Source organism: Pseudomonas sp. LB3P25, assembly GCF_054897985.1.
Genome location: NZ_CM142711.1, coordinates 5,218,770 through 5,231,312, shown reverse-complemented (window position 1 = coordinate 5,231,312; position 12,543 = coordinate 5,218,770). Strand labels below are relative to the sequence as shown.

Below are 12,543 nucleotides of genomic sequence, written 5' to 3'. Positions count from 1 at the left end.
CAGACCGCGGTGCCTGCATCGCAGGCAAGCCAGCTCCCACAGGATTGTGTCGCGCCATCAAGTGACGTTCGACCTGTCATGTTCCGCAACGTAGAATGCGCGCCTTTCCCGGGCAATCGAGCTGATCGATTGGCCATCATGGGCGGGTAACCGTCCGTTGCCACCCGCATTCATCGGAGCACTTCCCATGAGCAACACCCCAACCAGCGAGTACCTGGAAACCCTCTACGAAGGCTACGGCCAGCGTTTTCGCATGGAAAAACTGCTGCACGAAGTGCGCACCGAACACCAACACCTGGTGATTTTCGAAAACCCGCGCATGGGCCGTGTCATGGCGCTGGACGGCGTGATCCAGACCACCGAAGCCGACGAATTCATCTACCACGAGATGCTCACCCACGTGCCGATCCTGGCGCATGGCACCGCCAAGCGCGTGCTGATCATCGGTGGCGGCGACGGCGGCATGCTGCGTGAAGTGGCCAAGCACCGCAGCATCGAGCACATCACCATGGTCGAGATCGACGGCACCGTGGTCGACATGTGCAAGGAATTCCTGCCGAACCACTCCAAGGGTGCGTTCGACGATCCACGCCTGAACCTGGTGATCGACGACGGTATGCGTTTCGTCGCCACCACCACCGAAAAATTCGACGTGATCATTTCTGACTCCACCGACCCGATCGGCCCGGGTGAAGTGTTGTTCTCCGAAAACTTCTACCAGGCCTGCCGTCGCTGCCTGAACGAAGGCGGCATCCTGGTGACCCAGAACGGCACGCCGTTCATGCAAATCGAAGAAGTCAAAACCACCTCCGGGCGCCTGCGTAGCCTGTTCCCGGACTGGCACTTCTATCAGGCGGCGGTGCCGACCTACATCGGCGGCGCCATGACCTTCGCCTGGGGCGCGACCAATACCGCCTATCGCAAATTATCCCGCGAAACCCTGCAGCAGCGCTTCGCCGGCAGCGGCATCATCACTCGCTACTACAACCCGGAAATCCACATCGGCGCGTTCGCCTTGCCGCAATACGTTCTGCAGGCTGTGAACAAACCTAGCAACGACTGATTTCGAGCAAGCCAGAAAGGGCCGTCTCAGGTTGTGTGAAAACACACCGCAGATGGCCCTTTTTTCATGCTTCACTTATAGAAGGACCGGTTGAACGATTGGCCGGGGAAGAATGTCGAGATACATGTAAGCCCATCCATGGGTTTTATCGAGGAGGCACCTGATGCAAAAGTGGAAAGTCACTTTCGTTGATGATCACGGTGAAAAAGTTGACGAGGTGTTCGAGAGCGATGAATGCCCGGACAACGAGCAAGCCGCGAAACTCATACGCGCCCGGCGTCTGCCTGTGGCTGCCGAACTGGACCTCAACGATCTGGAAGGGCGCGCCGATGATCCGACTGTCAAAAGTCTGAAGAACCAGTGCAGCATTGAAATCCTCGGCATTACGCCAATCTGAACATCTCCTGTCACATTCCTAACCAGACCTTGGCAGCGGCTCTGTCTTGGCGCTACTCTGCAATCGAGATCAGCGAACGGATCGCTAAGGTCTGGTCTTGTCAGCTACATGCTTGCTTCCCACCGGCAACGTTGTTGCCGCATCGCTCGCCCCATTCGGTTGCGAGTGTCGGGAATACGGAAAGTCTATCCATCAGTCTGAGGGGGACGTTTCATGAGCACAGCCTATCAAGAAGACATCAGCACCAGCGTCTTGCGCCGCATGAAAGAAGGCGGTTTCGACTTTTCACGATTCCATCCCATCGAGTTCTACGCCATTTTCCCGGACGAGGAGCGGGCGCGCAGGGCGGCAGGGCACTACTGTGGTGAATCCTTGAATGCACAAATCAGCGTGCGCGATGACGGCGCGTGGTACCTGGAACTGAGCAAAGTGATGTACGCCACCTATGACGGCATCGGCGACTTTGAGCAGGATTTCGAGGCGGTGGTCGAGCCTTTGGGCGGCATCATCGAAGGATGGGGCGTCAAGCAGGAGGTACGAGGGCGACTCGCATAACTTATGAACAGTGACAACATTCAGCAACGGCTGACCTCAGGGTTGGCCGTTTTCGTTTTCGCGGTTTGAAAAGGCCAAAAATCGCAGCCTCGTTTTCTCCTGTAGGCGCTGTCGAGTGAAACGAGGCTGCGATCTATTGATCGTGTTTTTGATTCATAACGTTTCAAAAACGCAAAAAAAAGCCGCCTAAACCGGCGGCTAAAGGGAAGTTCGTCAAGATTTCCAGCGAATGCGCGGATTATCCGCAGCGACTCCCGGGCAGTGAAATCAACTCTGACTATGCTGGTGATAGGCGACAACATTGCGTCGCAATGAAGCGGGGGCGATCAGGTGGGGGCATTTACCGCACAGGATTGGTGCGGTGCGTGCGGTGCGATTATCCAACTGATTGATATCAAAGCGTTTATGCCGATGGCACGGGCTTTGCGAAGCCCAGATGTCCGGGTGACAAGGAGTACGGCATGATCCGCACCTATTTTGATGAGATGTACGATGCCGGCGGCCAGGTCCGCCCGCATTATCGGGAGTTTGCCCGTTGGCTGGCCGAAACGCCTGACGAGCTTTTGGCACAACGGCGACGCGAGGCCGATCTGTTATTTCATCGCGCCGGGATTACCTTCACGCTCTATGGTGATGAGCAAGGGACAGAGCGCCTGATTCCCTTCGACACCATCCCCCGCAGCATCCCCGCCAGTGAATGGCGAGTTGTCGAGCGCGGCTGTATTCAGCGGGTCAAGGCGTTGAACATGTTCCTCGCCGACCTCTATCACGAGCAGCGCATTATCAAGGCCGGCATCATTCCGGCCGAGCAAGTGCTGGCCAACGAGCAATACCAGTTGGCGATGCAAGGGCTGGATCTGCACCGCGATATCTATTCCCACATCTCCGGTGTCGATCTGGTGCGCGATGGCGACGGCACGTACTACGTGCTCGAAGACAACCTTCGTACACCGAGCGGCGTCAGCTACATGCTGGAAGACCGCAAGATGATGATGCGGTTGTTCCCCGAGTTGTTCGCGGCCCAGCGCATTGCCCCTATCGACCACTATCCCAACCTGTTGCTCGACACCCTGAAAAGCTCCAGCCCGATTGATAACCCGAGCGTGGTGGTACTGACGCCGGGTCGTTTTAACAGCGCGTTCTTTGAACATGCGTTTCTGGCGCGGGAAATGGGCGTTGAGCTGGTGGAAGGCGCGGACCTGTTCGTGCGGGATGACAAGGTATTCATGCGCACCACGGACGGGCCTAAAGCCGTCGACGTGATCTACCGTCGCCTCGACGATGCGTTCCTTGATCCGCTGGCGTTCAACCCGGACTCGATGCTCGGCGTTCCAGGGCTGCTGTCGTCGTACCGCTCTGGCAACGTCGTGCTGGCGAATGCCATCGGTACCGGGGTCGCGGACGACAAGTCGGTGTATCCCTTCGTCACGGACATGATCCGTTTCTACCTGGATGAAGAGCCGATCCTGAAGAATGTGCCGACGTGGCAGTGTCGTAATCCCTCTGAACTGTCCCACGTACTGGCCAATCTTCCGGAACTGGTGGTCAAGGAAACCCAGGGCTCCGGCGGTTACGGAATGCTGGTCGGGCCGGCGGCGACGGCGGCGGAAATCGAGTCATTTCGCGCGCGGATCAAAGCCAAGCCCCATGCGTACATCGCCCAACCGACGTTGTCCCTGTCGACCTGTCCGACCTTTGTCGAAAACGGCATCGCTCCACGCCACATCGACCTGCGTCCGTTTGTATTGTCTGGCCGCGAAACCCGGGTTGTGCCCGGCGGTTTGACCCGTGTTGCCCTGCGCGAAGGCTCTCTGGTGGTGAATTCATCCCAGGGCGGTGGAACCAAGGACACCTGGGTGGTCGAGGATTGAAGGAAGCCTGCCATGTTAAGTAGAACTGCCTCGGATTTGTATTGGATGTCGCGTTACCTGGAGCGGGCGGAAAACCTCGCACGGATGCTCGACATCAGTTATTCGCTGTCGCTGATGCCACAGGATGGCCGTGGTGATGGCCTGCATGAACTCGCCATGCCGTTGTTGATCACCGGGACCCTGGACGATTACCTGGAGCGCCACGGCGAATTGCACGCCGAACGGCTGCTGCATTTCTTCGCCCTGGACGCGGCCAACCCGGCGAGCATCTACAGCTGCCTCGGCGCCGCGCGGGCCAGTGCCCATGCGGTGCGTGGGCGAATCACCGCCGACATGTGGGAAAACATCAATGCCACCTGGCTGGAAATTCGCGGGATAGCTGATCAAGGCTTGAGTCGCTACGGCATGAGCCGTTTCTGTGAGTGGATCAAGGAACGTTCCCACCTGTTCCGCGGCGCGTCCTACGGCACCATCATGCGTAACGACGCGTTCCGCTTCATTCGTCTGGGGACGTTTATTGAAAGGGCGGACAACACGCTGCGCCTGCTTGATGCCCGCTACGAAATGGCCGGCGATCAGGCCGAGGCGGTCAGCGACGGCACGGCGCACGCCTATTACCAGTGGAGCGCTTTGCTAAGGGCGTTGTCCTCGTTCGAGGCCTACACCGAAATCTACCGCGATGCGCCTGGCGCCCGGCATGTGGCCGAATTGCTGTTGCTGCGCGCTGATGTTCCGCGTTCGTTGCGGGCCTGTACCGAAGAAATCGACCAGATCCTTGCCCAGTTGCCGGGGGCCAACGGTCGTCCTGCGCAACGCCTGGCCGCGGAAATGGACGCACGCCTGCGCTATACCGGCATCACCGAAATTCTCGACGAAGGCCTGCACGCCTGGCTGACCGAGTTCATCCCTCTGGTGCGCCAGTTGGGTAACGCCATACACAGTTCCTACCTGGAGGCTGCATGAGACTTTCCATTAGCCACGAGACCACCTATCACTACGAAGATCAGGTGCGGGCGAGCATCCAGTACCTGCGACTGACACCCCACGACAGCGAGCGCCAGCACGTGCTCAGCTGGCAGCTCGACCTGCCGCGCCCAGTGCGCGCGCAACTCGATCCGTTCGGCAACATCCTGCACGTGCTGACCCTGGACGAGCCTCACGAGGCGATCATCATCGGCGCCCGGGGCCAGGTGGACATCGACGAATTGCGTGAGGCGGAGCATGAAAGCCAGTCGGCGCTGCCGTTCCTGCGCTTCACCCGCCTGACCGAAGCCGACGAAGCCCTGCGTGCGTTCGCCGAGAAAGAATGCAAGCAACGCCGGGATCGCACGGCGCTGATCGACTTGATGCATGGCCTGAACCAGCACATGACCTACACGCCGGGCTCCACTGAAGTGGACACCAGCGCCGCCCAGGCCTTCGCCGGGCGTTCGGGCGTCTGTCAGGACCACACCCATGCGTTTCTCGCCTGCGCTCGCAGCCTGGGCATTCCGTCGCGTTATGTGTCGGGCTATTTGTACAGCGAGAACAGCGAACACCTGGCCAGTCACGCCTGGGCGGAAGCCTGGCTCGACGACGCCTGGTACAGCTTTGACGTGACCAATGAATTGGCACGGCCTGAGCGTCATCTGAAACTGGCGGTGGGTCTGGATTATCTGGATGCCTGCCCGGTACGTGGCATGCGCCGTGGCGGTGGGTGCGAGCAGATGCATGCGAAGGTGTTTGTGTCACCGACACCGACTCCGGTCATCTCGGTCCAGCAGCAATAATCAGGAACACCATAAAACCCCCTGTGGGAGCGAGCCTGCTCGCGAAAGCGGTCTTTCAGTCAGCAAATTTGTAGCTGACACACCGCTTTCGCGAGCAGGCTCGCTCCCACAGGGGATAGTGTCAGGGCTGAATCTTGCGCCCAGCCATGTGCTTCAAATACCCCACCAACCTCTCCAGATCCCCGTCCGGCAACACTGTCGCCGAGAACCCGGGCATCTTCGCCTGTGGCCACTGGCGCAAGCTCTGCGGATCACGAATGTAGCGCTTGAGGAAATCCGCGCCGAAGTACTCGGTCGGGTTAAACGGAATATTCAGGTCCGGCCCAAACTGCGCATCCCCGGCGCCGTTCAGTCGATGACATGCCAGGCAATTTTTCTGAAACAGCGCAAAGCCCTTATTTACCGGATCGTCAGCCTTCAACGCCGGATCGGGCAGCAGGGCAGGGAAGCGCTCGGCCACCGGTGCCATGCGCTTGATGCTCGCCACTTGAAATGGCCATTGCTCGGGGCTGATATCGCCCGCCTGCGGATCGGTCCAGACCAGATAGAACGGCCCGGCGCCAGGTTTGCCTTCCGACAGCGGTGGCCACGGCTTGGCGGGTTCTTCAATCGCCAGCCACGCACGCGCACCCTGGGTATTGAGTAACGGCGCAGCCGACAGTTCTGCGGCAAAACCATCCAGGGCTACCGCCTGTAAATGGTCTTCAGGCTTGATGCCGGTCAACAACGCAGCCACCGGAACAGCGCGATAGCTCATGTCCCGTTTGTAGGAAACGTCGTTGTTAATGGTGATGGTCTGAACCTGAGGATGCTTGAGCAACTCCTCGGTTTGCCAGGTGCGGCTGCTCGCACCCAGCTCAAGGTTCAGCTGTGCGGCAGACAGAGGCATGCTGAGCAGCAAGGCCCCAAACAGAATGAGCTTTTTCAAGTGATCGCCGTCCATGTCGTGGAAGTGCCGCAAAGGTTGGCACACCCACGCTGGCCCGGGTAGCGAGCCAGTCACATTTTTAGAGGGCGATATAAAACCTGGCGCCGTATTTTTTATTGACCGACTAACCGATCACCTTGGTCAGGTTCGGCAAAATCAACAACAGCGTAGTGGCGAAAAGAATGAGCCCGGCTTGACGTACTTTCGATTGTTTGAACATGGCTTGACCGCCTTTATTGTTATTTCCTGATGCCTGCCTGCATTTCTCCATGACGGCAGAGCGTTGCACTTCCTGTTTGACGAGCGCCTCGGCAAAACCCGACGACAACTTCGTACAAGTTCACCTTAGAGCCCGCGTCACGCTTGGTTTAGATCCATTTCGTATGGGCTTCACATAAATTGCTCTTAAAAAGGCATGAGGCCTATTGCCAGCTTCTTGGGCGCCCGTTTGCTAGACAGCTTGGTGTCTTGAATCGGTTAATTGGGTCGTTGCCTACCGTCCGTCTGAGCGTGACCGTCAACGTCAGTGAGCGCTGCGGTCATTGAATCCATGGCCGCTCGGCCTAAGGTGGAGACTCTGTATTTACTCCCCCGCCCAGGTTCGAGGACGTCATGACCCACGCTTTTATTTTCGACGCGTTACGCACGCCCCGCGGCAAAGGTAAAGCCAATGGCGCCTTGCACAGCGTCAAACCGGTGAACCTGGTAGCCGGGCTGCTCACTGCGCTGCAACGGCGCACTTCCCTCGACACCAGTCAGGTCGACGATGTGGTACTGGGCTGCGTGACGCCCATCGGCGATCAGGGTTCCGACATCGCCAAAACCGCGACCCAGGTGGCCGATTGGGACGTCAGCGTGGCGGGTTTACAAATCAATCGCTTCTGCGCCTCGGGGCTGGAGGCGGTGAACCTTGGGGCGATGAAAGTGCGTTCCGGCTTCGAAGACCTGGTGGTGGTCGGCGGCGTCGAGTCCATGTCCCGCGTGCCGATGGGCAGCGATGGCGGTGCCTGGGCGCAGGACCCGGAAACCAGTTTTCACAGCCATTTCGCCCCTCAAGGCGTGGGCGCTGACCTGATCGCCACGTTGGAAGGCTTCAGCCGTCAAGACGTCGATGCCTATGCGCTGCACTCCCAGCAAAAGGCTGCGCGGGCAAGGGCCGACGGGTCGTTCAATAAATCGCTGGTGCCGGTGCAGGACCAGAACGGCATTATCCTGCTCGATCACGATGAATTCATCCGCGCCGAATCGACCATGGAAGGCTTGGGCAAGCTCAAGCCGAGCTTCGAGATGATCGGGCAAATGGGCTTTGATGCCACCGCGCTTCGGGTCTTCAGCCATGTTGAGCGGATCAACCACGTGCACACGGCGGGTAACAGTTCCGGGATTGTCGATGGCGCGGCGCTGATGCTGATCGGTTCAGAGGCCAAGGGCCGGGCGCTTGGCTTGCAACCACGGGCGCGAATCGTCGCCACCGCCGTCACCAGCACCGACCCGACCATCATGCTCACCGGCCCCGCGCCGGCCACCCGCAAGGCACTGGCCAAAGCCGGGCTGCGGGTCGAAGACATCGACCTGTTCGAAGTCAACGAAGCCTTTGCCTCGGTGGTGCTGAAATTCATCAAGGACATGGCGATCGACCCGGACAAGGTCAACGTCAACGGTGGCTCCATCGCCATGGGCCACCCGCTGGGTGCCACTGGCTGCGCGATCCTCGGCACGCTGCTCGATGAACTGGAAACCCGGCGCCTGCGCTATGGCCTCGCGACGCTGTGTGTCGGTGGCGGCATGGGCATTGCCACCATCATCGAACGCCTCTGAGCCCCGACTTCAAGGAAACCTTCCATGACTGAAGCCATTCGTTACGAAAAAGGTCAGGACCAGATCGTCGTCCTGACCATCGACATGCCGGGCCAGAGCGCCAACACCATGAATGCGGTCTACCGCGAAGCCATGGCCGCGTGTGTCGCCAGACTCGTTGCCGACAAAGACACCATCGCTGGCGTGATCATCACCTCGGCCAAGAAAACCTTTTTCGCCGGCGGCGACCTCAACGAACTGATCAAGGTCGGCAAACCCGAAGCCAAAGCCTTCTATGACAGGGTGCTGACACTCAAAGGGCAACTGCGCACCCTCGAGACCCTCGGTAAACCGGTGGTCGCCGCGATCAACGGCGCCGCGTTGGGCGGCGGTTGGGAAATCTGCCTGGCGTGCCATCACCGGGTTGCGCTGGACAACCCGTCGGTGCAACTCGGCCTGCCGGAAGTGACCCTTGGCCTGCTGCCGGGCGGCGGCGGGGTGGTGCGCATGGTGCGGATGCTGGGTATTGAAAAAGCTTTACCCTATCTGCTCGAAGGCAAAAAAGTCCGGCCGCAGCAGGCGTTGCAGGCAGGTTTGATTGATGAGTTGGCGGCGGATCGTGATGAACTGCTGGCCAAGGCTCGCGCCTGGATTATCGCCAATCCTTCGGTTGTGCAGCGCTGGGACGTGAAGGGTTACCAGATACCCGGTGGTACGCCGTCGAACCCGAAAGTCGCGCAAATGCTGGCCATCGCGCCGTCGATCCTGCGCAGCAAAACCCAGGGCTGCATGCCGGCGCCAGAGAAAATCCTCTGCGCTGCGGTGGAAGGTGCTCAGGTGGATTTCGACACCGCACATTTGATCGAAACCCGCTACTTCACCGAATTGACCACCGGCCAGGTGTCGAAAAACCTGATCGGCACGTTCTGGTTCCAGCTCAATGAAATCAATGCCGGCGGCTCGCGGCCCCTGGGCTTTGCGCCCTACGTGACGCGTCGGGTGGGTGTGCTGGGCGCAGGCATGATGGGCGCCGGTATCGCCTTTGTCAGCGCGTCGGCCGGCATCGACGTGGTGCTCAAGGACATCAACCTTGCGGCCGCGCAGAAGGGCAAGGCTCATTCGGCGGCGCTGCTGGACAAGAAGGTTGCTCGTGGCCAATTGAGTGCTGATCAGCGCGATGCAACGCTGGCACGAATTCACCCCACTGAAAGCGATGCCGACCTGGCCGGTTGTGATCTGATCATTGAAGCGGTGTTTGAAGATCGCGATCTGAAAGCCAACGTCTCTTCGGCGGCGCAAAAAGTCGTTGGCCCGGACGCGGTGATTGCTTCCAACACGTCGACCTTGCCGATCAGCGGCCTCGCGACCGCCGTGCCGGATCAGAGCAAGTTCATCGGTCTGCATTTTTTCAGCCCCGTGGAGAAAATGCCGCTGGTGGAAATCATCAAGGGCGCCCACACCAGTGACGAAACCCTGGCTCGCGGGTTCGATTTCGTCCTGCAAATCAAGAAAACGCCGATTGTGGTCAACGACAGCCGTGGCTTCTTCACCTCGCGGGTGTTCGGCACGTTCACCAACGAAGGCATCGCCATGCTGGGCGAAGGCGTGAGCGCGCCGATGATCGAGACCGAAGCGCGCAAGGCCGGCATGCCGGTCGGACCTTTGGCGATCTCCGACGAAGTTTCCCTCAACCTGATGAGCCATATCCGCCAGCAAACCGCCAAAGACCTGCAAGCAGAAGGGAAACCGCTGATTGAGCACCCAGCGTTCGCCGTGATTGATGTGTTGCTAAACGAATACAAACGGCCCGGTAAAGCAGCAGGAGGCGGTTTCTACGATTACCCGGCCGGTGGGCAGAAGCATCTGTGGCCAGAGCTGAAAAGCCGTTTCGAGAAGGCTGACGGGCAGATTTCACCGAAGGACGTGCGTGATCGGCTCCTGTTCGTGCAATCCATCGAAACCGTGCGCTGTGTGGAGGAGGGGGTGTTGACCTCGACGGCGGACGCCAACGTCGGTTCGATCTTCGGTATCGGCTTCGCCGCCTGGACCGGCGGCGCGCTGCAGTTCATCAACCAGTACGGCGTGAAAGACTTCGTCGCCCGCGCGCAGTACCTGGCGGAGCAGTATGGTGAGCGATTCACACCCCCAGCGCTGTTGCTGCAGAAAGCGGCTAAAGGGGAGGCGTTCTAGGGGACGGGTGACGCATTCCGGGGCTTGCCTTGCCACCGTGTTTCAAGGCAGGCTCTGGGGTGTGCATTATTCCCATCACGTGTCAGGTATTTTTTATGTCGTTACGCATCTGCATTCTGGAAACCGACATCCTGCGTCCGGAACTGGTCGATCAATATCAGGGTTACGGGCAGATGTTCCAGCGTCTGTTTTCGCAGCAACCCATCGCTGCCGAGTTCACCGTGTACAACGTGATGCAGGGCGAGTATCCCGGCGATGAGCTGACGTTCGATGCCTACCTGGTCACCGGCAGCAAGGCCGATTCCTTCGGCACCGACCCGTGGATCGAAACCCTCAAGGCTTACCTGCTGACCCGCTACGAGCGCGGCGACAAACTGCTGGGTGTGTGCTTCGGCCATCAACTGCTGGCGCTGCTGCTGGGTGGCAAGAGCGAACGTGCGACCCAAGGCTGGGGCGTCGGCACCCACAACTACAAACTCGCCGCCAAGGCGCCGTGGATGAGCCCGGTGAGGGAAGAACTGACCTTGTTGATCAGCCACCAGGATCAGGTCACCGCGCTTCCGGAAAACGCCACGGTCATTGCTTCCAGCGATTTCTGCCCGTTTGCCGCGTATCACATCAACGATCAGGTGCTGTGCTTCCAGGGGCATCCGGAATTCATTCACGATTATTCGCGCGCGTTGTTGGATATTCGTCAGGAAGCGCTGGGCGAGCAGATTTATTCAAAAGGTATGGCGAGTCTTGAACACGAGCATCACGGCACTACCGTCGCGGAGTGGATGATGCGGTTTGTGGCGCACAAGCCAGCATCTGTTTCAAGCTAAAAGCATCGCGAGCAGGCTCGCTCCCACAGTGGATCTCCGGTGTTGCAGAGATCATTGTGGGAGCGAGCCTGCTCGCGAATTTCACACACGACTCGGTGTTGGTTATAACCACCCGGATTTCTTGAAACTCGCCCACAAACTTACGCACCCCACCGCAATAACCCCCAACACCCCGAAATACCCATAATGCCAACTCAACTCCGGCATGTCCTGAAAGTTCATCCCGTATATCCCGGCCACCGCTGTCGGGAATGCCAGAATCGCCGCCCACGCCGCGAACTTGCGCTGCACCACGCTTTGGCGTGACGCCTCCAGCAACACCCCAACCTCAATAGTCTGACTGGCAATGTCCGCCAAGGTCGTCAGGTCTTCCATCTGCCGTGTCACGTGGATCTGCACATCGCGAAAGTACGGGCGCATGTTCTTGTCGATGAACGGAAAACTCAGCTTCTGCAATTCCTCACCGATCTCCACCATCGGCGCCGCAAACCGGCGCAAGCGCAATACATCGCGGCGCAGACTGTGGAGTTTTTGAATGTCGCGCTCGTTCAGGGAACTACACATGACATTGCTTTCCAACTCATCAATCTCTGCATGGATCGCTTCGCCCATGGGCTGGTAGTTTTCGATCACGAAGTCGAGGATGGCATAGAGTACGAAATCTTCCCCGTGCTCCAGCAACAGCGGACGCGCCTCACAACGCTGTCGGACATGGGCGTAGGACGCCGAGTGGCCGTTGCGTGCGGTAATGATGTAGCCCTTGCCGGCAAAGATATGAGTCTCGATGAACTCCAGTTTTCCTTCATTCCGGATAGGCGAGTACGTGACGATGAACAGCGCGTCGCCGAAGGTTTCCAGCTTCGGTCGACTGTGTTTTTCCAGGGCGTCTTCGATGGCCAGTTCGTGCAGGTTGAACTGGCGTTGCAGATTGAACAGCTCCTGGGCGTTCGGCTCTTCGAGGCCGATCCAGACAAAGTGGCCAGGCTTTGCCGCCCAGGCAGCGCCTTCGTCGAGGGTGATATTGGTGACTTTCTTACCGGCGCTATAAACCGCAGCAGCAACAACTCTACCCATGATAGTGATTCACTTCTTATTGGCAGCTTTCTATTAGCAAAAGATGGCAGTGGATGGCAGTGGCAGGCAGTGTCC

Annotated in this window: 11 protein-coding genes; 9 read left to right on the top strand and 2 right to left on the bottom strand. The window is 58.9% G+C overall.

The window, feature by feature from the left end; genetic code table 11:
* Positions 1–187 precede the first annotated feature (187 nt).
* The 6 genes from speE (at position 188) to ACYZTW_RS24020 (ending at position 5,655) form a co-directional block, all read left to right on the top strand.
* A complete protein-coding gene (gene speE / locus ACYZTW_RS24045) occupies positions 188–1,063 on the top strand; it encodes a polyamine aminopropyltransferase (RefSeq protein WP_462002089.1) in 876 nt (291 codons plus the stop codon).
* A gap of 163 nt (positions 1,064–1,226) precedes the next feature.
* Positions 1,227–1,460 carry a hypothetical protein gene (locus tag ACYZTW_RS24040; RefSeq protein ID WP_462002088.1) on the top strand — a complete coding sequence of 78 codons (234 nt, stop codon included), beginning with the start codon at positions 1,227–1,229 and terminating at the stop codon, positions 1,458–1,460.
* Positions 1,461–1,673: 213 nt separating this feature from the next.
* A complete protein-coding gene (locus ACYZTW_RS24035) occupies positions 1,674–2,015 on the top strand; it encodes a ribonuclease E inhibitor RraB (protein WP_008148805.1) in 342 nt (113 codons plus the stop codon).
* A gap of 461 nt (positions 2,016–2,476) precedes the next feature.
* Positions 2,477–3,886, top strand: a complete 1,410-nt coding sequence (locus tag ACYZTW_RS24030) for a circularly permuted type 2 ATP-grasp protein (RefSeq protein ID WP_074874854.1) — start codon at positions 2,477–2,479, stop codon at positions 3,884–3,886.
* 12 nt (positions 3,887–3,898) lie between these two features.
* On the top strand, positions 3,899–4,849 hold the full coding sequence (locus tag ACYZTW_RS24025) for an alpha-E domain-containing protein (protein WP_008148807.1): 951 nt from the start codon (positions 3,899–3,901) through the stop codon (positions 4,847–4,849).
* Positions 4,846–5,655 carry a transglutaminase family protein gene (locus tag ACYZTW_RS24020; RefSeq protein ID WP_150655240.1) on the top strand — a complete coding sequence of 270 codons (810 nt, stop codon included), beginning with the start codon at positions 4,846–4,848 and terminating at the stop codon, positions 5,653–5,655. The genes ACYZTW_RS24025 and ACYZTW_RS24020 overlap by 4 nt, the downstream gene beginning before the upstream one ends.
* 121 nt (positions 5,656–5,776) lie before the next feature.
* On the opposite strand, the gene ACYZTW_RS24015 is transcribed toward ACYZTW_RS24020, so the two are convergent.
* Complete coding sequence (locus tag ACYZTW_RS24015) at positions 5,777–6,598, bottom strand: c-type cytochrome (protein WP_462005833.1); 822 nt, start codon at positions 6,596–6,598, stop codon at positions 5,777–5,779.
* A 597-nt stretch (positions 6,599–7,195) separates the two neighbouring features.
* On the opposite strand from ACYZTW_RS24015, the gene ACYZTW_RS24010 reads away from it, so the two are divergent.
* The 3 genes from ACYZTW_RS24010 (at position 7,196) to ACYZTW_RS24000 (ending at position 11,394) form a co-directional block, all read left to right on the top strand.
* Positions 7,196–8,401 (top strand): acetyl-CoA C-acetyltransferase, encoded by a 1,206-nt coding sequence (locus ACYZTW_RS24010; protein ID WP_462002087.1) that lies wholly within the window; start codon positions 7,196–7,198, stop codon positions 8,399–8,401.
* 24 nt (positions 8,402–8,425) lie between these two features.
* Positions 8,426–10,570, top strand: coding sequence for a 3-hydroxyacyl-CoA dehydrogenase NAD-binding domain-containing protein (locus ACYZTW_RS24005; RefSeq protein WP_462002086.1), 2,145 nt, complete (start codon positions 8,426–8,428; stop codon positions 10,568–10,570).
* Between the two features lie 95 nt (positions 10,571–10,665).
* Positions 10,666–11,394: an amidotransferase gene (locus ACYZTW_RS24000; protein ID WP_462002085.1), complete on the top strand. Its 729-nt coding sequence runs from the start codon at positions 10,666–10,668 to the stop codon at positions 11,392–11,394.
* A 102-nt stretch (positions 11,395–11,496) separates the two neighbouring features.
* Here the strand turns inward: ACYZTW_RS24000 and ACYZTW_RS23995 are convergent, their stop codons facing one another.
* A complete protein-coding gene (locus ACYZTW_RS23995) occupies positions 11,497–12,468 on the bottom strand; it encodes a magnesium and cobalt transport protein CorA (RefSeq protein WP_462002084.1) in 972 nt (323 codons plus the stop codon).
* Positions 12,469–12,543 lie beyond the last annotated feature (75 nt).